This is a genomic window from Pseudomonas lalucatii (assembly GCF_018398425.1).
Taxonomy (GTDB): Bacteria; Pseudomonadota; Gammaproteobacteria; order Pseudomonadales; family Pseudomonadaceae; genus Aquipseudomonas; species Aquipseudomonas lalucatii.
Map to the genome: position 1 here is coordinate 1890240 of NZ_JADPMV010000001.1, position 25647 is coordinate 1915886.

The following is a 25647-nucleotide window of genomic DNA, read 5'->3' on the forward strand; positions in this document are numbered from 1 at the left end:
GTCGCATTTCACCTCTCGCCGCCCACCGGTTCCTTTGTCATAGTCCAGGGCTCGTCCCTTATCGGCCTTCCTGGAAACGCTCATGCTGCGTCTCGCTCGTTTTCTCCTCGCCCCCTTGTTGCTGATCGTCATCGCCCTGCTCACCCTGCAGCTGACCAGCCGCCCGGCGTCGCCGCCGGCCGTGCTCGCGGCCCTGGGCGAGCGGCCCCTGGTGATCGCCCATCGCGGCGGCAAGGGCCTGTGGCCGGAAAACAGCCTGTTCGCCTTCGAGCGTGCCAATGCCCTGGGCGTGGACATGCTGGAGATGGACCTGCACCTTTCCAGCGACGGCGAACTGGTGGTCATCCACGACAGCACCCTGGAGCGCACCACCAACGGCCAGGGGCCGGTCGCCGCCCTCGGCCTCGCCCAGCTGCAGGCCCTGGACGCCGGCTACCGCTGGACCGCCGACGGCGGCGAGAGCTACCCCTACCGCGGCCAGGGCATTCGCATCCCGAGCTTCGCCGAGGTGCTCGAGCGCTTTCCGGACACCCCCAAGGTGATCGAGATCAAGGTGCCGGACGTCGGCATGGAGGCGCAGCTGTGCGCGATGCTGCACGCCAACGGCCAGCGTGATCGGGTATTGGTCGGCAGCTTCTACGAGCGCAGCCTGCAGCTGTTCCGCGAACACTGCCCCGGGGTCGCCACCTCCGCCGGCCCCGGCTCGGTGCGCCTGCTGGTGGCCCTCGATTGGCTGGGCCTGGGTGGCGTGCTCTCGCCCTCCTACCAGGCGCTGCAGATCCCCGAGCGCCACAGCGGCCTGCCGATCGCCAGCGCCGGCCTGCTGCAGACCGCCCGGAAGCGCGGGCTCAACGTGCAGCTGTGGACCATCAACGAGCAGCCGGCGATGCGCCGTCTGCTCGACCTGGGCGCCAACGGCCTGATCACCGACTACCCGGACCGCGCCCTGCAGCTGCTCGGCCGCTCGACCCGGATCGGGGCGCTGGGCGAATAGCCGCGGCAATCGTTCAAGAATCGATCAGTCCACGCCAGGCCGCGCCCCGCCGGGCCTGGCGCCGGTCACCCGCAGCTTATCCACAGCTCGTTCCACAGCCAGGCTGGATAACTCGCCCCGCCCCCGCCGACCGCGAGCCAGGCCGGCGACCGTACACCGCTCGAGCCTTGACTTCCGGGCCCACGCCAGGGCCGCTCGAGAGCAGGCCCGCGTCCTGATCAGAAAACAACCTGCCCGCGAGAAGCCAGAGCCTGCCTGGCCTGCAGCCGCTTACCCGACAGTTATCAACAGCCCTACCCACAGTAGTCGTGGACAACTCAGAGGCCCGGCAATGCCTCCGACCGAACGACTAACCTCATGTTTTAACTCAACAAAAACCAGCAGATCAAAATTCGACCAGCGCGCCCAAAGGGCCTCGGCGCAAGGCGCGCACGGCTCTACCACCACCTTATCCACAGCTCGCTCCACAGTCTGAGTGGACAACTGGTGCTCGGCGGCTATCGCACCGATCGAGACATTCAACGAGCCGCTTCCCCGGCCGGGGCGTAGCCTGCCCCACAGCACTCAAGGAGAAACGCCATGCCCCTCGACGACCTGATCCGCGGCCTGCTGGCCGCCTACGCCTGCGGCGCCAGTGGCAGCAGCCGCGACTAGGACCTCCCCTTGGTCGCACCGCCCCGACTCGCTAACCTGTGGCCCTCAGTCACCCAAGGAGTCGAGCATGACCTTGCGCTCAATCTGCGTATTCTGCGGCGCCAGCCCCGGCGCCCACCCCATCTACCGCCAGGCCGCGGAGAGCCTGGGCCGCCACCTCGCCGAACAGGGCCTGCAGCTGGTCTACGGCGGCGGCGCGGTCGGCCTGATGGGGGTGGTGGCGGACGCGGCCCTGGCCGCCGGCGGCGAGGTCATCGGCATCATCCCGCAGAGCCTGGAACGCGCGGAAATCGGCCATCAGGGCCTGACCCGCCTGGAGGTGGTCGACGGCATGCACGCGCGCAAGGCGCGCATGGCCGAGCTCGCCGACGCCTTCATCGCCCTGCCCGGCGGCCTCGGCACCCTGGAGGAGCTGTTCGAGGTGTGGACCTGGGGCCAGCTCGGCTACCACGGCAAGCCCCTCGGCCTGCTCGACGTCGGCGGTTTCTACGCCAAGCTCGGCGACTTCCTCGACCACCTGGTCGCCGAACGCTTCGTCCGCTCCCAGCACCGCGCCATGCTGCAACTGGACGACTCGCCGGCCGGGCTGTTGCAGGCGCTGCGCCAGTGGCAGCCGAGCGCGGCGCCGAAATGGCTCGACCGCCGCCCCGATTGAGCCCCTCCCGCCGGTTCTGGCATGGGCCGGCACGGTCACGCCTAACCGGGCCCCATGGCGGCCGACCGCTGCACCGGCCGCTCCCGCCCCACCAGAGAAGGACGCCTCGCATGGCCGGCATAGTCGCCGGCGCCCTGGCCCTGGCCGCCGTCACGCAGCCCCCCCGGCATCGCCCTGAGCCGCCAGCGGCGCGAGCCGCGCGCACCAACAGCGCCGACCTACGCAGGCCGGCGCGCATCCGTTACCATCGCCACACTCCCGAGACGAGACGCGGCATGTATATCTATCGATTGGTCCTGATCCTGGTAGTGGGGATCTACCTGTTCTCCCCGGCCATCATGGACTGGTGGACCGACCCCAACGGCGCCTGGTACCGCCCCTACCTGCTGTGGCTGATCCTCATAGTGGTGACCTTTATCCTGCAGAGCCAGCGCGATACCGATGAACTCTGAAACAGGGCAGCGAATCCTGGCGACCGCCCCTTATCATTCTTCGCAGAGCCCGCGCGATGCCTATGAACGCCGAAACAGGGCAGCGAATCCTGGCGACCGCCCCTTATCATTCTTCGCAGAGCCCGCGCGATGCCTATGAACGCCGAAACGGGGCAGCGAGTCCTGGCGACCGCCCCTTATCATTCTTCGCAGAGCCCGCGCGATGCCTATGAACGCCGAAACGGGGCAGCGAATCCTGGCGACCGCCCCTTATCATTCTTCACCGGGCTCGCACGATACCCATGAGCCATGACCCGCAGCGGCGCACCGCCCTCGCAGACTGCCCACCCTCGTCACCCGCAGAGCCGACCAGATGCCGATGAGCTTTAGCCTGACCGAACTGATCCTGATCAGCGCCGCCTACCTGCTGGTGCTGTTCGGGGTCGCCTGGGTCAGCGAACACGGCCTGATCCCGCGCTGGATCATCCGCCACCCCCTGACCTACACCCTGTCGCTGGGCGTCTACGCCAGCGCCTGGGCCTTCTACGGCACGGTGGGCCTGGCCTACCAGTACGGTTACGGCTTCCTCGCCAGCTACCTGGGGGTGTCCGGCGCCTTCCTCCTGGCGCCGGTGCTGCTCTATCCCATACTGCGCATCACCCGTACCTACCAGCTGTCGTCGCTGGCCGACCTGTTCGCCTTCCGCTTCCGCAGCACCTGGGCCGGCGCCCTGAGCACGGTGTTCATGCTGATCGGCGTGCTGCCGCTGCTGGCCCTGCAGATCCAGGCGGTGGCCGACTCCATCGGCATCCTCACCCAGGAACCGGTGAAGGACCGCGTGGCCCTGGCCTTCTGCGGCCTGATCATCCTCTTCACCACCCTGTTCGGCGCCCGCCATATCGCCACCCGCGAGAAGCACGAGGGCCTGGTGTTCGCCATCGCCTTCGAGTCGGTGGTCAAGCTCGGCGCCCTGGCCGCCATCGGCCTCTATGCGCTGTACGGCGTATTCGGCGGCCCGCAGGAGCTGGAGCGCTGGCTGGTGCAGAACCAGGCGGCGCTGACCAGCCTGCACACGCCGCTGCAGGAGGGTCCCTGGCGCACCCTGCTGCTGGTGTTCTTCGCCTCGGCCATCGTCATGCCGCACATGTACCACATGACCTTCACCGAGAACCTCAACCCGCGGGCCATGGTCAGCGCCAGCTGGGGCCTGCCGCTGTTCCTGCTGCTGATGAGCCTGGCGGTGCCGCTGATCCTCTGGGCCGGCCTGCGCCTGGGCGCGACCACCAACCCGGAGTACTTCACCCTCGGCCTGGGCCTGGCGCTGAACAGCCAGACCCTGGCGCTGATCGCCTACGTCGGCGGCCTGTCGGCCTCCAGCGGGTTGATCATCGTCACCACCCTGGCGCTGTCCGGCATGGTCCTCAACCATGTGGTGCTGCCGCTGTACCAGCCGCCGTCCGAGGGCAACATCTACCGCTGGCTGAAGTGGACGCGGCGGGCGCTGATCTTCGCCATCATCATGGCCGGCTTCGGCTTCTATCACCTGCTCGGCGCCGAGCAGGACCTGGCCAACCTGGGCATCGTCGCCTTCGTCGCCACCCTGCAGTTCCTCCCCGGGGTGCTCTCGGTGCTGTACTGGCCGACCGCCAACCGCCGCGGCTTCATCGCCGGCCTGCTGGCCGGCATCGGCGTCTGGGTGGTGGGCATGCTGCTGCCGATGGTCGGCAACCTGCAGGGCTTCTACCTGCCGCTGTTCAACCTGGTCTACGTGCTGGACGACAGCAGCTGGCACTTCGCGGCGATCGGCTCGCTGGCGGCCAACGTGCTGGTGTTCACCCTGGTGTCGCTGTTCACCGAGGCCAGCCCCGAGGAGAAGAGCGCCGCCGAGGCCTGCGCGGTGGACAACGTGCGCCGCCCGCAACGCCGCGAACTGCTGGCCCTGTCGCCCCAGGAGTTCGCCGCCCAGCTGGCCAAGCCCCTGGGCGCCAAGACCGCCCAGCGCGAGGTCGAGCAGGCCCTGCGCGACCTGCACCTGCCCTTCGACGAAGGCCGCCCCTATGCCCTGCGCCGCCTGCGCGACCGCATCGAGGCCAACCTCTCCGGCCTGATGGGCCCCAGCGTGGCCCAGGACATAGTCGAGACCTTCCTGCCCTACAAGGCCGGCAGCGAAAAATACGTCACCGAGGACATCCACTTCATCGAGAGCCGCCTGGAGGACTACCACTCGCGCCTCACCGGCCTGGCCGCGGAACTCGACGCCCTGCGTCGCTACCACCGCCAGACCCTGCAGGAACTGCCCATGGGCGTCTGCTCGCTGGCCAAGGACCAGGAGATCCTCATGTGGAACAAGGCCATGGAGGAGCTCACCGAAATCCCCGCGCAGCGCGTGGTCGGCTCGCGTCTGGCCACCCTCGGCGAGCCCTGGCTCGGCCTGCTGACGCGCTTCATCGAGCTGCCCGACCAGCACCTGCACAAGCAACAGCTGGACCTGGACGGCCAGGTGCGCTGGCTCAATCTGCACAAGGCGGCAATCGACGAGCCGCTGGCGCCGGGCAACAGCGGCCTGGTGCTGCTGGTCGAGGACCTCACCGAGACGCAGATGCTGGAAGACAAGCTGGTGCACTCCGAGCGCCTGGCCAGCATCGGCCGCCTGGCCGCCGGGGTGGCCCACGAGATCGGCAACCCCATCACCGGCATCGCCTGCCTGGCGCAGAACCTGCGCGAGGAGCGCGAAGGCGACGGCGAGCTGACCGAGATCAGCGCGCAGATCCTCGAACAGACCAAGCGGGTGTCGCGCATCGTCCAGTCGCTGATGAGCTTCGCCCACTCCGGCGCCCACCTGCAGGCCGACGAGGCGGTGTCCCTGGCCCAGGTGGCGCAGGACGCCATCGGCCTGCTGGCGCTGAACCGGCGCAGCGTCGATGTGCAGTTCTTCAACCTGTGCGACCCGGAACACTGGGCCGAAGGCGACCCGCAGCGCCTGGCCCAGGTGCTGATCAACCTGCTGTCCAACGCCCGCGACGCCTCGCCGCCGGGCGCGGCGATCCGGGTCAGGAGCGAGGCCTCCGAGCACACCGTCGACCTCATAGTCGAGGACGAGGGCAGCGGCATTCCCAAGGCGATCATGGACCGCCTGTTCGAACCCTTCTTCACCACCAAGGAGGTCGGCAAGGGCACCGGACTCGGCCTCGCGCTGGTCTATTCCATCGTGGAAGAGCATTATGGACAAATAACAATCGACAGCCCGGCCGACCCCGAGCGCCAGCTCGGCACCCGCATTCGGGTGACCCTGCCGCGGCATGTCGAGGCGACGTCCATAGCGAATTGAACCAGCGACCTGAGACCGTCGAGAGACCAGATTAATGCCTCATATTTTGATCGTCGAAGACGAAACCATCATCCGCTCTGCCCTGCGCCGCCTGCTCGAGCGCAACCAGTACCAGGTCAGCGAAGCCGGCTCGGTCCAGGAAGCGCAGGAGCGCTTCAGCATCCCCGGCTTCGACCTGATCGTCAGCGACCTGCGCCTGCCCGGCGCGCCCGGCACCGAGCTGATCAAGCTGGCCGAGGGCGCCCCGGTGCTGATCATGACCAGCTACGCCAGCCTGCGCTCGGCGGTGGACTCGATGAAGATGGGCGCGGTCGACTACATCGCCAAACCCTTCGACCATGACGAGATGCTGCAGGCCGTGGCGCGCATCCTGCGCGACCGCCAGACGGCCAAGAGCAGCCCGGCCGAGCGCCCCGCCAACGGCCGCGGCGGCAGCGACAAGGGTGCCGCGGACAGCAACGGCGAGATCGGCATCATCGGCTCCTGCGCCCCCATGCAGGAACTCTACGGCAAGATCCGCAAGGTCGCGCCGACCGACTCCAACGTGCTGATCCAGGGCGAGTCGGGCACCGGCAAGGAGCTGGTCGCCCGCGCCCTGCACAATCTGTCCAGGCGCGCCAAGGCGCCGCTGATCTCGGTCAACTGCGCGGCGATTCCCGAGACCCTGATCGAGTCCGAGCTGTTCGGCCACGAGAAGGGCGCCTTCACCGGCGCCAGCGCCGGCCGCGCCGGCCTGGTCGAGGCCGCCGATGGCGGCACCCTGTTCCTCGACGAGATCGGCGAGCTGCCGCTGGAAGCCCAGGCCCGCCTGCTGCGCGTGCTGCAGGAGGGCGAGATCCGCCGGGTCGGCTCGGTGCAGTCGCAGAAGGTCGACGTGCGCCTGATCGCCGCCACCCACCGCGACCTCAAGAGCCTGGCCAAGGTCGGCCAGTTCCGCGAGGACCTCTACTACCGCCTGCACGTCATCGCCCTGAAGCTGCCGGCGCTGCGCGAGCGCGGCAGCGACGTGATCGAGATCGCCCGCGCCTTCCTGCTGCGCCAGTGCACACGCATGGGCCGCGACGACCTGCATTTCGCCCCGGACGCCGAACAGGCGATCCGTCACTATTCCTGGCCGGGCAACGTCCGCGAACTGGAGAACGCCATCGAGCGCGCGGTGATCCTCTGCGAGAACACGGCCATCTCGGCCGAGCTGCTGGGCATCGACATCGAGCTGGACAACCTGGAGGACGCCGACGAGGAGTTCGCCGGCACCCCGGGCCAGAGCAGCAACAGCAGCCTGGAGCCGACCGAGGACCTGTCGCTGGAAGACTACTTCCAGCACTTCGTGCTGGAGCACCAGGACCACATGACCGAGACCGAACTGGCGCGCAAGCTCGGCATCAGCCGCAAGTGCCTGTGGGAGCGCCGTCAGCGCCTGGGCATCCCGCGGCGCAAATCCGGGGCGGCGACCGGCACCTGAGCGTCGCCGGCGGACAAGCGCGCCGCGCGGAGGTTCCCTCCCGAACCGTTACCGAATCGACATTGCGTAACAAAAGCCGGGGCTATCGGTAACGAAGACCCGGCTTTTTTGTCGCCCACGGATACCGTAGCAGTAGCTCAAGCCATTGTTCTACAAGGATTATCAAAACCTGGCACGGCTTATGCTCTCTCTACGGCACAACAACAATAACAAGCGACGCCACACAATAAGAACAAGACGTATCGACTCCAGCACAACAAGAACAACAGGGCGGAGGCGCAGCTAACTGATCATTTTGGAACGGAATTGCCTTTGGGGTTCGCCCCACGACCAGGCCGAGAACAATAAAACTGCCACGAGGCAGCTCCCGCACTGGTTGGGTCACGGAAGGATCATGGCAACATCAGCATCCAAAGTAATCCGTTTGCTATTGACTCCCGGCTTGGGAGGTTCTCCACGGGTCCTTGACCCGACGGAGCGAGCAACCCAACAAGAACAACAAGCTCGCCATAATAATAAAAACGAAGCACGCACCTACTTGGGGGGGAGCCTAGGCTCCCCCAGTAGCTTCTGCCCCGCCCAAACCGACGCATTCCCGCCGCTTCCTACACCATCCCCCGACTCGATGCTAGAATCCGCGCCACTCTCGCGGCCATCACCTATTCTGGCCAGTCATTCCGTCAAACAGTGCATCCCATGCTGAAAAAGCTGTTCAAGTCTCTACGTTCCCCCCTGCGCCGCGCCAAACACTCGCACAGCACCCCCGAGGTCCTGAGCAACCGCCAGCACCCGATCCACCGCGGGGACATCAGCCGCCATGCCATCGGCGTGGTCGAGCGCCTGCAGAGTGCCGGCTACCAGGCCTATCTGGTCGGCGGCTGCGTGCGCGACCTGCTGCTGGACCTCGACCCCAAGGATTTCGACGTCGCCACCAGCGCCACCCCCGAGCAGGTTCGCGCCGAGTTCCGCAACGCCCGGGTGATCGGTCGCCGCTTCAAGCTGGTGCACGTGCATTTCGGCCGCGAGATCATCGAGGTCGCCACCTTCCGCGCCAACCATCCCCAGGACGAAGACGACGACCCGCGCGCGGCACGCCACGAGAGCGGGCGCATCCTGCGCGACAACGTCTACGGCAGCCTGGAGGACGATGCCCAGCGCCGCGACTTCACCATCAACGCGCTGTACTACGACCCGGGCAACGAGCGCATCCTCGACTACGCCCACGGCGTGCACGACATCCGCAACCACCTGATCCGCCTGATCGGCGATCCGACCCAGCGCTACCAGGAAGACCCGGTGCGCATGCTGCGGGCGGTGCGCTTCGCCGCCAAGCTGGATTTCGATATCGAAAAACACAGCGCCGCACCGATCTACAAGCTGGCGCCCATGCTCGGCGAGATCCCCGCCGCGCGCCTGTTCGACGAGGTGCTCAAGCTGTTCCTCGCCGGCTACGCGGTCTATACCTACGAGCTGCTGGTGGACTATGGCCTGTTCGGTCAGCTGTTCCCGGCCAGCGCCGCGGCGCTCAAGCACAACCCGGACTACACCGATACCCTGATCCACAACGCCCTGGCCAACACCGACCTGCGCATCCAGCAGGGCAAGCCGGTGACCCCGGCGTTCCTCTTCGCCGCGCTGCTCTGGCCGGCGCTGCCGGCCCGCGTGCTGAAGCTGCAGGAGCGCGGCATGCCGCCGATCCCGGCGATGCAGGAGGCGGCCCACGAGCTGATCAGCGAACAGTGCCAGCGCATCGCCGTGCCCAAGCGCTTCACCCTGCCGATCCGCGAGATCTGGGACATGCAGGAGCGCCTGCCGCGGCGCAGCGGCAAACGCGCCGACCTGCTGCTGGAGAACCCGCGCTTCCGTGCCGGCTACGACTTCCTCCTGCTGCGCGAGAGCGCCGGCGAGCAGACCGATGGCCTGGGCGACTGGTGGACCGTCTATCAGGATGCCAGCGACAGCGAGCGGCGCAGCATGATCCGCGACCTCAGCGGCAAGGACGACGGCCCCGCTGCGCCGCGCAAGCGCAAGCGCAGCGGCGGCCGACGCAAGCGCGGCGCCGACGCCGGCACGACCAAGCCCGGCAACGACTGATGGAACGGGTCTATATCGGCCTGGGCAGCAACCTGGCCGAGCCACACGAGCAACTGCGCGGCGCCCTCGCGGCACTGGCCGCGCTGCCCGACTCGCGACTCGCGGCCACCTCGTCCTTCTATGCCAGCGACCCGCTCGGCCCGGCGGACCAGCCGCGCTACGTCAACGCCGTGGCCGCACTGGACACCGCGCTCAGCCCGCTGGCCCTGCTCGACGCCCTGCAGGCCATCGAGCTGAGCCAGGGGCGCACGCGCAAGGCCGAACGCTGGGGACCGCGCACCCTCGACCTGGACATCCTGCTGTTCGGCCAGCGCCAGCTCGACGAACCGCGCCTGTGCGTGCCGCACTACCACATGCACGCCCGGCCCTTCGTGCTCTACCCCCTGGCCGAACTGGCCCCCGAGTTGCGCCTGCCGGACGGCCGCCACCTGAGCGAACTGCTCGCCGCCTGCCCCTTCGCCGGCCTGGAGCGCCTGGACTGACGGCAAGCGCCGCGACAGCCCCGGTAACGTCCGTAACAAGTCGGTAACACCCGCAATTGACTTCGAGCCGCCCCATCTGGACTATAGGCGTCCCGTTGCCCCGCACCGGTGAAATCCGCGGCCAATGCAGGCCGATTAGAAGCAGCCCGACTGCCGGCTGGACGCCTGAGTGAGGACGATCTTTCATGCCTGACGTTACCCTGAGCACCCTGCAGAGCCTCAAGCAGAGTGGCGAGAAGATCGCCATGCTGACCTGCTACGACGCCACCTTCGCCCAGGCCGCCTGCCAGGCCGGGGTCGAAATGCTGCTGGTCGGCGACTCCCTCGGCATGGTCCTGCAGGGGCACGACAGCACCCTGCCGGTCAGCGTCGCCGAAATGGCCTACCACGTCGCCAGCGTCAAGCGCGGCAATCAGGGCGCACTGATCCTCGCCGACCTGCCGTTCATGGCCTACGCCACCAACGAGCAGACCCTGGCCAACAGCGCCACCCTGATGCAGGCCGGCGCCCACATGGTCAAACTGGAAGGCGCCGCCTGGCTGGCCGAGCCTATCCGCCTGCTGGCCGAGCGCGGCGTGCCGGTCTGCGCCCATCTCGGCCTGACCCCGCAGGCGGTCAACCTGCTCGGCGGCTACAAGGTCCAGGGCCGCCAGGAGGCCCAGGCACGGCAGATGCGCGCCGACGCCATGGCCCTGGAGCAGGCCGGCGCGGCCATGCTGCTGCTCGAGTGCGTGCCCAGCGAACTGGCCGCCGAGATCAGCCAGGCGGTGAAGATTCCGGTGATCGGCATCGGCGCCGGCAACGCCACCGATGGCCAGGTCCTGGTGCTGCACGACATGCTCGGTTTGTCCCTCAGCGGCCGCACGCCGAAATTCGTCAAGGACTTCATGGCCGGCCAGAGCAGCATCCAGGCGGCGCTCGGCGCCTACGTCAGGGCGGTCAAGGACGCCAGCTTCCCCGCCGCCGAACACGGGTTCTCCGCATGAACACGGTCAAGACCATCCGCGACCTGCGCGCGGCCGTGGCCCAGGCACGCGCCGAGGGCAAGCAGATCGGCTTCGTGCCGACCATGGGCAACCTGCACGCCGGCCATGCCGCCCTGGTGACCAAGGCCGCCCAGCGCGCCGACTTCGTGGTGGCGAGCATCTTCGTCAACCCGCTGCAGTTCGGCCCCAACGAAGACCTCGCCACCTACCCGCGCACCCTCGCCGCGGACCAGGACAGGCTGCTCGAGGCCGGCTGCCACCTGCTGTTCACCCCGGACGTCGAGGAGATGTATCCGGACGGCATGGCCGGCCAGACCCGCGTCAGCGTGCCGGGCGTCGCCGAGGGCCTGTGCGGCGCCAGCCGCCCCGGGCACTTCGAGGGCGTCGCCACCGTGGTGACCAAGCTGCTCAACATGGTGCAGCCGGACCTGGCGGTGTTCGGCCAGAAGGACTTCCAGCAGCTGGCGGTGATCCGCACCCTGGTGCGCGACCTGAACATGCCGATCCAGATCATCGGCGAGCCGACGGTGCGCGCCGAGGACGGCCTGGCGCTGTCCTCGCGCAACGGCTACCTGACTCCCGAACAACGCGCCGTGGCGCCGACCCTGTACCGCGGCCTGCAACGGATCGCCGCGGCGCTGCGTGCAGGCGAGCGCAACTTCGCCGAGCTGGTCGCCGCCGCCCAGGAGCAACAGCGCGCCGCCGGCTTCCGCCCCGACTACCTGGAGATTCGCCAGGCGAACAGCCTGCGCCCGGCCACCCCCGAGGACCGCCAGCTGGTGATACTGGTCGCCGCCTTCATCGGCAGCACCCGCCTGATCGACAACCTGGCGCTCGACCTCGACGCCACCCCCTGACCCGGCAGGCACCTGCTGCCGCCACCCGCTTATGGAGAACGCCATGCACGCGATCATGCTCAAGGCCAAACTGCACCGCGCCGAAGTCACCCATGCCGTGCTCGACTACGAGGGCTCCTGCGCCATCGACGGCGAGTGGCTGGACCTGGCCGGCATCCACGAGTACGAGCAGATCCAGATCTACAACATCGACAACGGCGAACGTTTCACCACCTATGCGATTCGCGGCGAAGCCGGTTCGCGGATGATCTCGGTGAACGGCGCCGCGGCGCACAAGGCCAAGGTCGGCGACCGCGTGATCATTTGCGCCTACGCCCACTACAGCGAGGCCGAACTGGCCAGCTTCAAGCCACGCATGCTGTACATGGCGCCGGGCAACGAACTGAGCCACACCAGCAACGCGATCCCGGTGCAGGTTGCCTGAGTCGACACCACCCCGGTTACACTCAAAGCCCGGACACGGCCTGTGCTCCGGGCTTTTTATTGTCCCGGGAGCAGATTCCCGCGACCGCCTCAGCAGAAGGAAGCCCCCGCAATGACGTACTACCAGCACCCGCTCGATGTCACCGCCCTGCCGGCCTGGCAGGCGCTGCAGGACCATCGGGCCCGCTTGCAGAACTTCAGCATGCGCGAGGCGTTCGACTCCGACCCCGAGCGCTTCGGCCAGCTGTCGCTGAGCAGCTGCGGCCTGTTTCTCGACTACTCGAAGAACCTGATCACCGGCGAGACCCGCGACCTGCTGGTGCGCCTGGCCCGGGAGTGCGGCCTGCAGCAGGCGATCGACGCGCTGTTCGACGGCGAGGCGGTCAACGCCTCGGAAGGCCGCCCGGCCCTGCACACCGCCCTGCGCCGGCCGATCGGCGACCGCGTGCTGGTCGACGGCGTCGACGTGATGCCCGAGGTGCACCGGGTGCTGCACCAGATGACCGAGCTGGTCGGCCGCGTGCACGACGGCCTGTGGCGCGGCTACAGCGAGAAGCCGATCACCGACGTGGTCAACATCGGCATCGGCGGCTCCTTCCTCGGCCCGCAGCTGGTCTCCGAGGCCCTGCTGCCCTTCGCCCAGCGCGGCGTGCGCTGCCACTACCTGGCCAACATCGACGGCAGCTCCTTCCACGAACTGGCGGCCAGGCTGAAGGCCGAGACCACCCTGTTCATCGTCTCCTCGAAGTCCTTCGGTACCCTGGAAACCCTGAAGAACGCCCAGGCCGCGCGCCGCTGGTACCTCGCCCAGGGCGGTTCCGAGGCCGAGCTGTACCGCCACTTCATCGCCGTCACCAGCAACCAGGAGGCGGCGGTGGCCTTCGGCATCCACGCGGAGAACATCCTGCCGATGTGGGACTGGGTCGGCGGCCGCTATTCGCTGTGGTCGGCCATCGGCCTGCCGATCGCCATGTCCATCGGCATGTCCAACTTCAAGGAGCTGCTGTCCGGCGCCTACAGCATGGACCAGCACTTCCGGGAAGCCCCCTTCGAGCAGAACATGCCGGTGCTGCTGGCCCTGCTGGGCATCTGGTACGGCAACTTCTGGGGCGCGCAGACCCAGGCGATCCTGCCCTACGACCACTACCTGCGCAACATCACCAAGCACCTGCAGCAGCTGGACATGGAGTCCAACGGCAAGCGCGTGCTGCAGGACGGCCGCCCTGCGCCCTGCGCCACCGGGCCGGTGATCTGGGGCGGCGTCGGCTGCAACGGCCAGCACGCCTACCACCAGTTGTTGCACCAGGGCACCCTGCTGATTCCGGCCGACTTCATCGTGCCGGTGGTCAGCTACAACCCGGTGGCCGACCATCACCAGTGGCTCTATGCCAACTGCCTGTCGCAGAGCCAGGCGCTGATGCTCGGCAAGACCCAGGCCGAGGCCGAGGCGGAACTGCGCGCCAAGGGCCTGGAGGAGACCCGGGTCAGCCAGCTCGCCGCGCACAAGGTGATCCCCGGCAACCGCCCGAGCAACACCCTGGTACTCGAGCGGGTCAGTCCGCGCCGCCTCGGCGCCCTGGTGGCGCTGTACGAGCACAAGGTGTTCGCCCAGAGTGCGATCTGGGGCATCAACGCCTTCGACCAGTGGGGCGTGGAACTGGGCAAGGAGCTGGGCAAGGGCGTCTATTCGCGCCTGCTGGGTGCCGAGCAGAGCACGGCCGAGGACCAATCCACCCAGGGCCTGATCGACTTCTTCCGCGCCCGCCACCGCGGCTGAGCCCGCCGGCGACCGGCACTTGAACCCGGCCACCGCTTGGGTGCTAACCTTACGGACATCGCGGACACAACCAGACAAAAGGACCCGCCATGTTTGAGATCACCCGCCACCCCGTGGCCGATGCCGTGCGCCAGCGCGCCCACCTCGACGCAGAGGCCTACGAGCGCCTGTACCGGCAGTCGGTGGAACAGCCGGAAACCTTCTGGGCCGAGCAGGCCAAGGCCTTCCTCGACTGGTTCAAGCCCTGGCTCAGCGTGCACCACGTCGACATGCACAAGGGCCAAGCCAGCTGGTTCAAGGGCGGCCAGCTGAACGTCAGCTACAACTGCATCGACCGCCACCTGCTGCAGCGCGGCGAGCAGGTCGCGCTGATCTGGGAAGGCGACAACCCCAGCGAGTCCGCCCACATCAGCTACAACAAGCTGCACCACCAGGTCTGCCGCCTGGCCAATGTGCTCAAGAGCCGCGGCGTGCAGAAGGGCGACCGGGTCTGCATCTACATGCCGATGGTCCCGGAGGCGGCCTATGCCATGCTCGCCTGCGCGCGCATCGGCGCGGTGCACTCGGTGGTGTTCGGCGGCTTCTCCCCCGACGCCCTGCGCGACCGCATCCTGGATGCCGATTGCCGCACGGTGATCACCGCCGACGAAGGCGTGCGCGGCGGCAAGTACGTGCCGCTCAAGGCCAACGTCGACAAGGCCCTGCACAGCTGCCCGAACGTCTCCACCGTGCTGGTGGTGCAGCGCACCCAGGGCAGCATCGACTGGAATCCCGACCGCGACCTCTGGTACCACGAGGCCCTGCACGGTGCCAGCGGCGACTGCCCGCCCGAGCCGATGGACGCCGAGGACCCGTTGTTCATCCTCTATACCTCGGGCTCCACCGGCAAGCCCAAGGGCGTGCTGCACACCACCGGCGGCTACCTGCTGCAGGCGGCGATGACCCACAAGTACGTGTTCGACTACCACGACGGCGACGTCTACTGGTGCACCGCCGATGTCGGCTGGGTCACCGGCCACAGCTACATCGTCTACGGCCCGCTGGCCAACGGCGCCACCAGCCTGATCTTCGAGGGCGTGCCGAACTACCCGGACGCCTCGCGTTTCTGGCAGGTCATCGACAAGCACCAGGTGAATATCTTCTACACCGCGCCGACCGCCATCCGCGCGCTGATGCGCGAGGGCGAGGCCCCCGTCAAGAGCGCCTCGCGCAGCAGCCTGCGCCTGCTCGGCTCGGTGGGCGAGCCGATCAACCCGGAAGCCTGGGAGTGGTACTTCAACGTGGTCGGCGAGCGCCGCTGCCCGATCGTCGACACCTGGTGGCAGACCGAGACCGGCGCCATCATGATCGCCCCGCTGCCGGGCGCCACCGACCTCAAGCCCGGCTCGGCGACCCGCCCGTTCTTCGGCGTGCAGCCGGTGCTGCTGGACGAGAAGGGCCAGGAAATCGACGGCCCGGGCAGCGGCGTGCTGGCGATCAAGGCCAGCTGGCCGAGCCAGATCCGCAGCGTCTACGGCGACCACCAGCGGCTGATCGATACCTACTTCAAGCCCTACCCCGGCTACTACTTCAGCGGCGACGGCGCGCGCCGCGACGAGGACGGCTACTACTGGATCACCGGCCGGGTCGACGACGTGATCAACGTCTCCGGCCACCGCATCGGCACCGCCGAGGTGGAAAGCGCCCTGGTGCTGCACGACGCGGTGGCCGAGGCCGCGGTGGTCGGCTACCCCCACGACGTCAAGGGCCAGGGCATCTACGCCTTCGTCACCCCGATGAACGGGGTGGCGCCGAGCGACGAGCTGCAGAAGGAACTGCTGACCCTGGTCGCCAAGGAAATCGGCAGCTTCGCCAAGCCCGAGCTGCTGCAGTGGGCCCCCGGACTGCCCAAGACCCGCTCCGGCAAGATCATGCGGCGCATCCTGCGCAAGATCGCCTGCAACGAGCTGGACAGCCTCGGCGACACCTCGACGCTGGCCGACCCGTCGGTGGTCGACGGCCTGATCGACCAGCGCCTAAACCGCTGAGCGGCGCCCCCTCCCCGCCCGCCACCGCGGGGCGATGCCCGGCATCGCCCCGCGGCCGGCACCGGCCACCTGACCGCCCGGTTCGCGTACTGGTCGGAGGCCGAAGCTCTGTGCCACCATAACGGCCCTTTCGCGGCCCGCCGCGCCCGTCATTCGTGAGGATCGATCATGCAAGAAGTCGTCATCGTCGCCGCCACCCGCACCGCCATCGGCAGCTTCCAGGGCTCGCTGGCTGGCATTCCGGCCGTCGAACTGGGCGCCGCGGTGATCCGCCGCCTGCTGGAGCAGACCGGCCTGAACGGCGCCGAGGTCGACGAGGTGATCCTCGGCCAGGTGCTCACCGCCGGTGCCGGGCAGAACCCCGCGCGCCAGGCCGCGATCCGCGCCGGCCTGCCCCACGCGGTGCCGGCCCTGACCCTGAACAAGGTCTGCGGCTCGGGGCTCAAGGCCCTGCACCTGGGCGCCCAGGCGATTCGCTGCGGCGACGCCGAAGTGATCATCGCCGGCGGCATGGAGAACATGAGCCTGGCCCCCCATGTCGTGCCCAACATGCGCAGCGGCCTGCGCATGGGCCACGGCCAGCTGCTCGACAGCATGATCCACGACGGCCTGTGGGACGCCTTCAACGACTACCACATGGGCATCACCGCCGAGAACCTGGCCGACAAGTACCAGATCGGCCGCGCGGAGCAGGACGCCTTCGCCGCCGAGTCGCAGCGCAAGGCCGCCGCGGCCATCGAGTCGGGGCGCTTCGCCGAGGAGATCACGCCGATCCTCATTCCCCAGCGCAAGGGCGAGCCCACCGCCTTCGCCACCGACGAGCAACCCCGCGCCGGCACCACCCTGGAGTCCCTGGCCAGCAGCAAGCCGGCGTTCAAGAAGGACGGCAGCGTCACCTCCGGCAACGCCTCCAGCCTCAACGACGGCGCCGCCGCGGTGCTGCTGATGAGCGCCGCCAAGGCCGAGGCCCTGGGCCTGCCGGTGCTGGCGCGCATCGCGGCCTATGCCAACGCCGGGGTCGATCCGGCGATCATGGGCATCGCCCCGGTCTCGGCCACCCGCCGCTGCCTGGACAAGGCCGGCTGGAGCCTGGATCAGCTGGACCTGATCGAGGCCAACGAGGCCTTCGCCGTGCAGGCCCTGGCGGTCGGCAAGGAGCTGGGCTGGGACGCGGCCAGGGTCAACGTCAACGGCGGCGCCATCGCCCTGGGCCACCCGATCGGCGGCTCGGGTTGCCGGGTGCTGGTGACCCTGCTGCACGAGATGATCAAGCGCGACGCCAGGAAGGGCCTGGCCACCCTGTGCATCGGCGGCGGCCAGGGCGTGGCCCTGGCCATCGAGCGCTAGACGCCGTCGTCGCACGACTGAAGGCCGGCGCCGCCTCGAGAGAGGCCGCCGGCTTTTTTTGCTAGACTGCGCGCCCCTCTTAGCGAGTCGCCGCGCATGTCCTCTCTCGACCAGGCGCTGCGCGCCGCCCTCCACAACCGCCAGACGCTGCTCGCCGACCTGCACGGCCAGGGCAGCGACTGCTACCGCCTGTTCCACGGCAGCCAGGAAGGCGCCGGCGGCCTGACTCTGGACCGCTACGGCCCGCAATTGCTGGTGCAGAGCTTCCACCAGCGCCTCGAGCGCGAGCAGCTGCTGGGCCTGGCCGAGCAGTGCCGCGCATGGCTCGACCTGCCCCTGCTGCTGGTCTACAACGACCGTTCCCAGGGCAATTCGCGGATCGACCGCAGTGACCCGGTCTACCGGGCCGAGGACAACGCCCTGGCCGACCTGGTCGGCCATGAGTGGGGCCTGGCCTACCGGGTACGCGGCCGTCATCCCGGCCAGGACCCCCTGCTGTTCCTCGACCTGCGCGAGGCCCGCGGCTGGGTCAAGGCGCACAGCGCCGGCAAGTCGGTGCTCAACCTGTTCGCCTACACCTGTGGCGTCGGCCTGGCGGCCGCCGCCGGCGGCGCCCGCGAGGTGGTCAACCTGGATTTCGCCGAGGGCAACCTGGCGGTCGGCCGCGAGAACGGCGCACTCAACCCGCAGCTGCCGCCCATGCAGTTCGTCCAGTCCGACTATTTCCCGGCCATCCGCCAGCTGGCCGGCCTGCCGGTGGCCCAGCGCCGCGGCCACAAGCTGCCCAGCTACCCGCGCCTGACCGCGCGCCAGTTCGACTTGGTGTTCCTCGACCCGCCGGCCTGGGCCAAGAGCGCCTTCGGCACCGTCGACCTGCTGCGCGACTACCAGAGCCTGCTCAAGCCGGCGATCCTCGCCACGGCCGACGACGGCGTGCTGGTGTGCTGCAACAACCTGGCGAAGGTCGCCCTGGCCGACTGGCGCGAGCAGGTACTGCGCTGCGCCGCCAAGCTCGGTCGCCCGGTGCGCGACTGCCAGGTGCTGGCGCCGGCGGCGGACTTTCCCTCCCCGGATGGCCAACCCCCGCTGAAAACCCTGATCCTGCAATTCTGAGTCGCACCCCGGAGGCTGAAAAGCCGTCACCGCCGACAATTTGAACCCGCGACCCATGCCATACTCCAAGGCACTTCGCCTCGGAACAGTTGCCGCATCTTCATGCACAAAGGACTGAAACGCGCCCTCGGCGCCCTGTTGATCGCCAGCGTCCTCTACAGCCTGCTGGGCTTCCTCATCCTGCCGGGGATCGCCCTGCGCATCGCCAACCAGCAGCTGGCGCTGTACGCCACCCTGCCCGCCCGCCTCGAGCGCCTGCAGTTCAACCCCTTCAGCCTGGAGCTCAGCCTGTGGGGGCTGCGCATCGGCGAGCCGGACCAGCAGCAGCTGGCCTTCGCGCGCCTGTACGCCGACCTGCAGCTGGACAGCCTGTGGCGCGGCGCCTTGCACCTGGCGGCCGTCGAGCTGGACGGGGGCCATGGCGAGGTGCGGCTGGCCCGCGACGGCACGCTCAACCTGAGCCGGCTGTTCAGGCTGCCGGAGCGCCCGCAACAGACGTCCGAAGAGCCGGCCGGCGAGCTCTTCCCCCTGCGCATCGACCGCCTGCGCCTGAGCGAAGCGAGCCTGCGTTTTGAAGACCTGCGCCCCGGCGAGCCGGTGAACCTGGCCTACGACTCGCTCAACCTGGACCTGCACAACCTCAGCACCCTGGCCGGCGACAATGCCGAGATGAAGCTGGTGGCCAGCGGCCCCCAGGGCGCACGGATCGACTGGCAAGGCCAGTTCGGCCTGGCGCCCCTCGCCTCCGATGGCCAGCTGCGCGTCTCCGGAGTCCGCCTGCAAACCTTCTGGCCCTACGTGCGCGACGCCGTGCCCCTGGCACTGAAGGACGGCCAGCTCGAGCTGAGCACGGACTACCGCCTGAGCCTGGCCCAGGGCACCGAACTGCTGTTGAGCAACGCGGCCGTCGGCGTCGCCGCCATCGCCCTCGACAGCCCGGATGGTCGCCCGCTGCTGCGCCTGGAACGCCTGGACATCGGCGAGACCCGCGTGGACCTGGGCAAACGCCAGGTGCTGGTCGGCAAGCTGCGCAGCCGCAACCTGGAAACCTGGGCCGCCCGCGAAGCCGACGGCCAGCTGGACTGGCACAGGCTGCTGGCCGGCCCGCCCGCCACTGCGTCATCCCCGCAGCCGGCCCCTGACGCTACCGCCAGGCAGGATGCGCCTGCGGCGAGGAGCGACACGGCGGACAAGACCACGCCGGCCCCCGCCTGGCAGGTGTTGCTGCGCGACGTGCAGCTGCGCGAGTACCGGGTCCACCTGGCCGACCGTGTGCCGCAGCAGCAGGTGGCGCTGGAGCTCGGCCCCCTCGATCTCGACCTGAGCGACTTCGACAGCCGCGGCACCTCGCCCTTCACCCTCAAGCTCAATACCGGCCTGGGCCAGCAGGGACGGCTGCAGGCCGAGGGTCAGGCGCAGCTGAGCCCCACCACGGCCAGCCTGAAGGTCGCCAGTCGCGATATCGACCTGCGCCTGGCCCAGGCCTACCTCAGCCCTTACCTGCGCCTGGAACTGCGCAGCGGCCAGCTCGGCAGCGACCTGCAGGTCGATCTCGTCGGCACCGCGCCGCTGCGCTTCAGCGTCCGCGGCAGCGCCCAGGTCGACCAGCTGCACAGCCTCGATACCCTCAAGGAGCGCGACTTCGTGCGCTGGCAAAGGCTCGACCTGGACGGCATCGACTACCGACACGGCGACACGCTGAACATCGACAAGGTGCGCCTGCACCAGCCCTACGCGCGTTTCATCATCAACGAGGACCTGAGCACCAACCTCAACGAACTGCTGATCGCCCAGCCCCAGGCGCCCGCCGCGGCAAGCACGCCGGCCGGCGAGCCGCTGGGCATTCGCATCGGCGAGGTGAGCATCGCCGAGGGTTCGGCCAACTTCGCCGACTTCAGCCTGACCCCCAACTTCGCCACCGCCATCCAGCAGCTGGGCGGCCGCATCGGCACCCTCGACAGTCGCAGTACCAAGCCGGCCAGGGTCAGCCTCAGCGGCAAGGTCGACCGCTATGCGCCGATGAGCGTCGAGGGCAGCCTCAACCCCTTCGACCCGCTGGACAGCCTGGATATCGCCACCCGGTTCAAGCAGGTCGAACTGACCACCCTGACCCCCTATTCCGGCAAGTTCGCCGGCTACCGCATCCGCAAGGGCCGGCTCAACCTGGACCTGCACTACCGCATCAGCAAGGGCCAGTTGCAGGCGCAGAACAGCGTGCTGGTCGAGCAGCTGCAACTCGGCGAGAAGGTCGACAGCCCCAGCGCGGTCGACCTGCCGGTGCGCCTGGCCGTCGCCCTGCTCAAGGACCCGGACGGCCGGATCGCCCTCCAGCTGCCGGTCCAGGGCGACCTCAACAACCCCGAGTTCAGCGTGATGCCGATCGTCTGGAAGACCCTGCGCAACCTGGTGCTGCGCGCCGCCCAGGCGCCGTTCAAGTTCATCGGCGGCCTGGTCAGCGGCGGTGCCGACATGGACCTGAGCCAAGTGTCGTTCGCCGCCGGCAGTGCCGAACTCGATGGCCCGGCGCGGGCCGGTCTGGACACCCTGGCCGGCGCATTGCGCGAGCGACCGGCACTGCGCCTGGAGGTCGAGGGGCTGAGCGCCGAGGGCAGCGATGGCGCGCCGCTGGCCGCACAACGCCTGCAGCGCGAGTACCAGGCCAGCTACTACAAGATCCTCCAGCGCCGGGGCGATGCCGTACCGGCCGAGCCGGCCCTGTTGCCGGTGCCCGAGGACCAGCATGCCGCGCTGCTCGAAGGCATCTACCGCAGCCGCCTGAAGCAGCAGCCCCCCGCCGAATGGGGCGAGCTGGACGAACCACAGCGTGCGGCGCGGCTGCGCGACGCGGTGCTGCAGTCCTGGGCCCAGAGCAAGCTGCTGCAGCGCCAGCTGGCCCAGGCCCGCGCCGCCGCCATCAAGGACTATCTGGTCGACCGCGGCGGCCTGGCCGACGCGCGCATCTACCTGCTGGATGTCAGCCGCGGCAAACCTGAGGCCGACGGACGAGTGGCCAGCCCCCTGCACCTCGATAGCGAATAAGCTGAGCAGATGATCATGAAAACCCTCAGCCTGACCCTGCTCATGGGCTGCGCCGGCCTCGCCCAGGCCGACACCCTGCGTTGCGGCAGCCAGCTGGTCAGCCTCGGCGACCGCAGTTTCGAGGTCGAGCGGAAATGCGGCGAACCGGCCTTCCGCGACCTGGTCGGCTACACCCTGGGGCCCTACGAGCGGCGCGAGTTCAAGATCGAGGAGTGGGTCTACGGCCCCAGCAACGGGGTGCTGAGCATTCTCACCTTCGAGGGCAACCGCCTGACCCGCATCGAGCGGCGCCGCCAGCGCTGACGCGCGCCCGTCCAGGGTATAGGCTGAAGCCCTCCGAGCCGTTCCCGGTGGCCCCGATGAAATCCCTCGTGCTGATCCTCGCTCTGACCCTGTCGACCGCGGCCGCCGCGGCCTCGACCCTGCGCTGCGGCAGCGCCCTGGTCAGCCGCGACGACAGCGCCAGCGAGGTCCTCGACAAATGCGGCGAGCCGCGCAGCCGCGACTTCCTCGGCTACCGCGAGGTGCTGGACTACTACGGCTTTCGCCACGAAGTGGCGGTGGAGGAATGGACCTACGGCCCGCGCAACGGCATGTACCACTTCCTGCGCTTCGAGGGTAATCGCCTGCAGCGCATCGACAGCAAACGCGGCAACTGACAAGCCGCGGTGCGGCTGCTAGGCTCGCCGCTCCATCCCGGAACAAGGAAGCTCCAGCATGCGCCGCACCAGCCTGTCCATCGTTCTGCTCCTGAGCGTCACCTGTGCCCAGGCCTCCCTGCGTTGCGAGCACGGCCTCGCCAGCAAGGGCGACCGTACCAGCGAAGTCCAGGCCAAGTGTGGCCAGGCGGCCAGCCGCGAGCTGGTCGGCTATACCGAGAACGCCGCCGGCGACCGGGAGCTGCCGATCGAGGAGTGGGTCTATGGCCCGCGCAACGGCATGTACTACTACCTGACCTTCCAGGGCGGCCGCCTGCAGCGGATCGACAGCCAGCGCGGCAACTGACGCCTGCGGGTCGACTAATTCATGCTCATTCTCCCCGCCGAACACCCGCTGGACTGGAACAGGCCGCCGGTCGTCACCCTGCTGCTGATCCTGCTCAACGTGCTGATCTACTTCGCCTACCAGGGCGGCGATCAGGCGCGCGAGGCCCAGGCGATACAGACCTATCTCGACGGCGGCCTGCTCGGCCGCGAACGGACCCTGTTTCTCGACGCCTTCAGCGCGCGCCACGCGCTGGATGCCGAACAGCGACGCCAGGTCGACGCCATGCGCCGCAGCGACCTGGCGCGCCTGGTGCTCTACGACCTGCAGTTCGAGAGCCGCCTGCGGCACAACCCCGCCTACCAGGGCGACCCGGCCTGGCAGGCCGCGCGCGCTAAGGCGGAGGCCGCGCGCGACCGCATCAGCAGCCTGCGCTTCGGTTTCATCCCGGCCCGCTTCAGTGTCGAGGGGCTGTTCGGCGCCATGTTCCTGCACGGCGACTTCGGCCACCTGGCCAGCAACATGCTGTTCCTGTTCATCTTCGGCTTCGCCCTGGAGATCGCCCTGGGGCGCTGGCTGTACCTCGGCCTCTACCTGCTCAGCGGCGTGGCCTCGCACCTGCTGTGGTGGATCATGGACCCGGTCTGGGTCAGCGGCGTCGGCGCCTCCGGGGCCATCTCCGGGCTGATGGGCATGTACCTGGGGGTCTACGGCCTGCGCCGGATCAACTTCTTCTACTGGCTGGGCCCGCTGTTCGGCTACTTCCGCGCCCCGGCGCTGTGGATACTGCCGGTGTGGCTGGGCAAGGAGCTGTATGGCCTGCTGCTGGCCGACGACAACGTCAACTACTACGCCCACCTCGGCGGCCTCGGCGCCGGCTTCCTCGCGGTCTGGCTGCCGCGCCTGGGCGGCCAGCTCGAGGTCGACCAGGCCTACCTGCACAAGGAGGACCCGGACGCGCCGTTCAAGCGCGAGCTGGAGAACCTGGATCGCGCGATCGGCAGCTTCGCCCTCGACCAGGCGGCCAGCCGCGGCCGGCAACTGCTCGAGCGTCACCCCGGGCGCCTGGAGCTGCTCGAACGCCTCTACCCGCTGGCTCGCAGCCGCCAGGACAAGGTGCTGCTCGGTGGCGTGCTGCGCCAGCTGTTCGCGTTGCCGCTGCCCACCACCAACCTGCCGCTGCTACAGCGCCTGGCCGAGGATTGCGCCGCGCCCGACCAACCCCTGCTGCAACATCCGGCCGTGCAACTGCACCTGCTGCGCCACCTGCTACAGGCCGAGCAGCACGCCCTGGCCCTGGCCGCCTGGCGCCGCCTCAGCCGCACCGCCCAGCCGCCCGCCGAGCTACCGGCGCTGACCCTGCGCCTGGGCAAGCTCCTCGGTCGCCAACGGGACCTGAGCGGCCTCGCCGAGCTCGGCCAGTTCCTCGCTCGGCGCTACCCCCACGCCGACCAGACCACCCAGCTGGGCCTGCTCCGCCGCCACCTGGCACGCTGAGCGCGCCGCCCCGACAGTCGCGGGCCAGCCTGGCACGGGCGCGGCCCGGAATCCGCCTCAGGCGAGACTGGCGAGCCTACCCAGGGCTGTCTCCAGGCTCGCCACCTCATCCATCAGCGGCGACTGGGGGTAGCGGGCGCGGATGAAGGCCAGCAGCTTCTGCGCCGGTTCAATCTGCCCCAGGCCTTCGGCGAAGCCGCGACTGGCCAGCAGGTAGGCCCGCGGGATATGCGGGTAGTCGGGAAAGCGCCGGTGCAGGTTACGCAGCAGGCTCAAGCCTTCCCGGGTCTTGTGCCGCTGCAGCAACGCCTCGGCCACCCGTTCGCAGACCAGGGCATCGTCGGGCAGATAGTCCGCCCCGAGCTGGCGCACATTGAGCAGGGCGGTTGCCGCCAGCGCCGGGTTCGCGCGGGCGGCCAGCGGCAGGTAATGGGCCAGATGGCGCAGGCAGCGCTCACGGGCATTGAGGCCGAACAGCAACTGGTGGAAGCGCTCGTTGAGCCGCAGGTCATCGGCATCACGCTCCAGGGCCCTGGCCAGGGCATCCAGGGCCTGGCCGCTCTGCCCCTCCTTGAGGCGGATCTCCGCCTCGGCCAGGGCGCGCCGGCGCAGGTACTCCGGCGCCGGATAGGCCGCAGAGGCGTTTTCATCGGCGATCACGTAACCCAGGGCGCCCTGATACTGGAACACCGCATACCCCATCATCGCGCACATCACCACGCCGAAATAACCGAACAGGAAGGCCGCCACCGGCAGCAGCACTACCCGCGGCAGGCCGCTGGCGAGCATATGGGTGACCCAGCTCGGCGACTGCCAGAGGATGAACAGGAAGGCGCAGAGGATCAGGTAGCGCCAGCCCATGGCTCCGATCACCTGGCCGACCTGCTCCGGGCTCAGCGCCGCCGCCAACTCCTTGTCCAGCGCCAGGCGGATGATGCTGGCCGGCAGCGCCAGCAGCAGGCCGATATTCACCGTCCAGTACAACGCCTCGCTGTCGAAGTCGGCCGCCAGCCAAAGCGCGGCGAAGGCGATGAGAAACACCGCCAGCTGCTTGCAGAACAGGCTGAAGCCCTCGCCGCCGAAGGCACTGAGCAGACTCGGCGCCTGCCGGTCGGCCTGGCTGCTGGCCTCGATCACGCCGTGGAAGTACTTGGTCGCCACGCTGAACAACAGCACCCAGAGCACTATCCAGCGCGGCATGAACAGGCTGGCCAGGGCCAGCAGGGCGGCGAACGCCAGCGGGCCACCCTGCAGGGCATAGACGAAGAACGCGGGGATGCGCTCCCAGAACGGCTGGGCGCTGTTGGCCGCACCGAGGAACTGCAGCCGGGCGCTGCACAGGGGGCAGGCCGGGGTGTCGTCCGGGGCATCGGCATTCAAGGGGACGCAGCAGTCGCCATAGGCGCGCTGGCAGGGCAGACACTGCCAGGTGGCAGGTTGGCCCGGGTGGTAGCGGCAGAGGGTCTTGTCCATAAGAGGGTGGTCCTGGTGCGGCGT

At 68.8% G+C, this 25647-nt stretch carries 20 protein-coding genes; 19 read left to right on the forward strand and 1 reads right to left on the reverse strand.

The window, feature by feature from the left end; all coding sequences use genetic code 11:
- The first annotated feature begins 82 nt into the window (after positions 1–82).
- The 19 genes from I0D00_RS08620 to I0D00_RS08710 all read left to right on the forward strand — a co-directional run bounded on the left by I0D00_RS08620 (position 83) and on the right by I0D00_RS08710 (position 24150).
- A complete protein-coding gene (locus I0D00_RS08620; RefSeq protein WP_213639311.1) occupies positions 83–994 on the forward strand; it encodes a glycerophosphodiester phosphodiesterase family protein in 912 nt (303 codons plus the stop codon).
- Between the two features lie 721 nt (positions 995–1715).
- Positions 1716–2303, forward strand: a complete 588-nt coding sequence (locus tag I0D00_RS08625; protein ID WP_213639312.1) for an LOG family protein — start codon at positions 1716–1718, stop codon at positions 2301–2303.
- Between the two features lie 275 nt (positions 2304–2578).
- Entirely contained in the window at positions 2579–2755 is a 177-nt protein-coding gene (locus I0D00_RS08630) for a hypothetical protein (RefSeq protein WP_208708330.1), read from the forward strand.
- A gap of 352 nt (positions 2756–3107) precedes the next feature.
- Positions 3108–6062, forward strand: a complete 2955-nt coding sequence (locus I0D00_RS08635; RefSeq protein ID WP_213639313.1) for a sensor histidine kinase — start codon at positions 3108–3110, stop codon at positions 6060–6062.
- 34 nt (positions 6063–6096) lie between these two features.
- Positions 6097–7524: a sigma-54-dependent transcriptional regulator gene (locus I0D00_RS08640; RefSeq protein WP_213639314.1), complete on the forward strand. Its 1428-nt coding sequence runs from the start codon at positions 6097–6099 to the stop codon at positions 7522–7524.
- A gap of 696 nt (positions 7525–8220) precedes the next feature.
- Positions 8221–9618 carry a polynucleotide adenylyltransferase PcnB gene (locus tag I0D00_RS08645; protein ID WP_213639315.1) on the forward strand — a complete coding sequence of 466 codons (1398 nt, stop codon included), beginning with the start codon at positions 8221–8223 and terminating at the stop codon, positions 9616–9618.
- On the forward strand, positions 9618–10100 hold the full coding sequence (folK, locus tag I0D00_RS08650) for a 2-amino-4-hydroxy-6-hydroxymethyldihydropteridine diphosphokinase (protein ID WP_213639316.1): 483 nt from the start codon (positions 9618–9620) through the stop codon (positions 10098–10100). Before I0D00_RS08645 ends, folK begins: the two co-directional genes overlap by 1 nt.
- Positions 10101–10285: 185 nt before the next feature.
- Positions 10286–11086 (forward strand): 3-methyl-2-oxobutanoate hydroxymethyltransferase, encoded by an 801-nt coding sequence (gene panB, locus I0D00_RS08655; protein ID WP_213639317.1) that lies wholly within the window; start codon positions 10286–10288, stop codon positions 11084–11086.
- The gene (gene panC / locus I0D00_RS08660) at positions 11083–11943 is read left to right on the forward strand and encodes a pantoate--beta-alanine ligase (protein WP_213639318.1); all 861 of its coding nucleotides are present in this window, start codon (positions 11083–11085) and stop codon (positions 11941–11943) included. Before panB ends, panC begins: the two co-directional genes overlap by 4 nt.
- Positions 11944–11986: 43 nt before the next feature.
- The gene (gene panD / locus I0D00_RS08665) at positions 11987–12367 is read left to right on the forward strand and encodes an aspartate 1-decarboxylase (RefSeq protein ID WP_213639319.1); all 381 of its coding nucleotides are present in this window, start codon (positions 11987–11989) and stop codon (positions 12365–12367) included.
- Positions 12368–12478: 111 nt separating this feature from the next.
- On the forward strand, positions 12479–14143 hold the full coding sequence (gene pgi, locus I0D00_RS08670) for a glucose-6-phosphate isomerase (RefSeq protein ID WP_213639320.1): 1665 nt from the start codon (positions 12479–12481) through the stop codon (positions 14141–14143).
- An 89-nt stretch (positions 14144–14232) separates the two neighbouring features.
- Positions 14233–16170 carry an acetate--CoA ligase gene (acs, locus tag I0D00_RS08675; protein WP_213639321.1) on the forward strand — a complete coding sequence of 646 codons (1938 nt, stop codon included), beginning with the start codon at positions 14233–14235 and terminating at the stop codon, positions 16168–16170.
- 168 nt (positions 16171–16338) lie between these two features.
- Positions 16339–17517 carry an acetyl-CoA C-acetyltransferase gene (locus I0D00_RS08680; protein ID WP_213639322.1) on the forward strand — a complete coding sequence of 393 codons (1179 nt, stop codon included), beginning with the start codon at positions 16339–16341 and terminating at the stop codon, positions 17515–17517.
- A 96-nt stretch (positions 17518–17613) separates the two neighbouring features.
- On the forward strand, positions 17614–18630 hold the full coding sequence (locus I0D00_RS08685; protein ID WP_213639323.1) for a class I SAM-dependent rRNA methyltransferase: 1017 nt from the start codon (positions 17614–17616) through the stop codon (positions 18628–18630).
- Between the two features lie 102 nt (positions 18631–18732).
- Positions 18733–21669, forward strand: a complete 2937-nt coding sequence (locus tag I0D00_RS08690; protein WP_213639324.1) for a DUF748 domain-containing protein — start codon at positions 18733–18735, stop codon at positions 21667–21669.
- A 9-nt stretch (positions 21670–21678) separates the two neighbouring features.
- Positions 21679–21972, forward strand: coding sequence for a DUF2845 domain-containing protein (locus tag I0D00_RS08695; RefSeq protein ID WP_213639325.1), 294 nt, complete (start codon positions 21679–21681; stop codon positions 21970–21972).
- A gap of 56 nt (positions 21973–22028) precedes the next feature.
- Positions 22029–22328 (forward strand): DUF2845 domain-containing protein, encoded by a 300-nt coding sequence (locus I0D00_RS08700; protein WP_213639326.1) that lies wholly within the window; start codon positions 22029–22031, stop codon positions 22326–22328.
- A 58-nt stretch (positions 22329–22386) separates the two neighbouring features.
- Complete coding sequence (locus I0D00_RS08705; protein WP_213639327.1) at positions 22387–22674, forward strand: DUF2845 domain-containing protein; 288 nt, start codon at positions 22387–22389, stop codon at positions 22672–22674.
- A gap of 21 nt (positions 22675–22695) precedes the next feature.
- A complete protein-coding gene (locus tag I0D00_RS08710; protein WP_213639328.1) occupies positions 22696–24150 on the forward strand; it encodes a rhomboid family intramembrane serine protease in 1455 nt (484 codons plus the stop codon).
- A 57-nt stretch (positions 24151–24207) separates the two neighbouring features.
- Here I0D00_RS08710 and I0D00_RS08715 read toward each other — a convergent pair whose 3' ends face one another.
- Positions 24208–25623 (reverse strand): tetratricopeptide repeat protein, encoded by a 1416-nt coding sequence (locus I0D00_RS08715; protein WP_213639329.1) that lies wholly within the window; start codon positions 25621–25623, stop codon positions 24208–24210.
- Positions 25624–25647: the final 24 nt, after the last annotated feature.

Coding starts and splice junctions, on each gene's coding strand:
- folK (WP_213639316.1), top strand. CDS start 9,618: ATGGAACGGGTCTATATCGGCCTGGGCAGCAACCTGGCCGAGCCACAC.
- I0D00_RS08640 (WP_213639314.1), top strand. CDS start 6,097: ATGCCTCATATTTTGATCGTCGAAGACGAAACCATCATCCGCTCTGCC.
- I0D00_RS08715 (WP_213639329.1), bottom strand. CDS start 25,623: ATGGACAAGACCCTCTGCCGCTACCACCCGGGCCAACCTGCCACCTGG.
- panC (WP_213639318.1), top strand. CDS start 11,083: ATGAACACGGTCAAGACCATCCGCGACCTGCGCGCGGCCGTGGCCCAG.
- panD (WP_213639319.1), top strand. CDS start 11,987: ATGCACGCGATCATGCTCAAGGCCAAACTGCACCGCGCCGAAGTCACC.
- acs (WP_213639321.1), top strand. CDS start 14,233: ATGTTTGAGATCACCCGCCACCCCGTGGCCGATGCCGTGCGCCAGCGC.
- I0D00_RS08635 (WP_213639313.1), top strand. CDS start 3,108: ATGCCGATGAGCTTTAGCCTGACCGAACTGATCCTGATCAGCGCCGCC.
- panB (WP_213639317.1), top strand. CDS start 10,286: ATGCCTGACGTTACCCTGAGCACCCTGCAGAGCCTCAAGCAGAGTGGC.
- I0D00_RS08685 (WP_213639323.1), top strand. CDS start 17,614: ATGTCCTCTCTCGACCAGGCGCTGCGCGCCGCCCTCCACAACCGCCAG.
- I0D00_RS08620 (WP_213639311.1), top strand. CDS start 83: ATGCTGCGTCTCGCTCGTTTTCTCCTCGCCCCCTTGTTGCTGATCGTC.
- pgi (WP_213639320.1), top strand. CDS start 12,479: ATGACGTACTACCAGCACCCGCTCGATGTCACCGCCCTGCCGGCCTGG.
- I0D00_RS08710 (WP_213639328.1), top strand. CDS start 22,696: ATGCTCATTCTCCCCGCCGAACACCCGCTGGACTGGAACAGGCCGCCG.
- I0D00_RS08630 (WP_208708330.1), top strand. CDS start 2,579: ATGTATATCTATCGATTGGTCCTGATCCTGGTAGTGGGGATCTACCTG.
- I0D00_RS08680 (WP_213639322.1), top strand. CDS start 16,339: ATGCAAGAAGTCGTCATCGTCGCCGCCACCCGCACCGCCATCGGCAGC.
- I0D00_RS08690 (WP_213639324.1), top strand. CDS start 18,733: ATGCACAAAGGACTGAAACGCGCCCTCGGCGCCCTGTTGATCGCCAGC.
- I0D00_RS08695 (WP_213639325.1), top strand. CDS start 21,679: ATGATCATGAAAACCCTCAGCCTGACCCTGCTCATGGGCTGCGCCGGC.
- I0D00_RS08645 (WP_213639315.1), top strand. CDS start 8,221: ATGCTGAAAAAGCTGTTCAAGTCTCTACGTTCCCCCCTGCGCCGCGCC.
- I0D00_RS08705 (WP_213639327.1), top strand. CDS start 22,387: ATGCGCCGCACCAGCCTGTCCATCGTTCTGCTCCTGAGCGTCACCTGT.
- I0D00_RS08625 (WP_213639312.1), top strand. CDS start 1,716: ATGACCTTGCGCTCAATCTGCGTATTCTGCGGCGCCAGCCCCGGCGCC.
- I0D00_RS08700 (WP_213639326.1), top strand. CDS start 22,029: ATGAAATCCCTCGTGCTGATCCTCGCTCTGACCCTGTCGACCGCGGCC.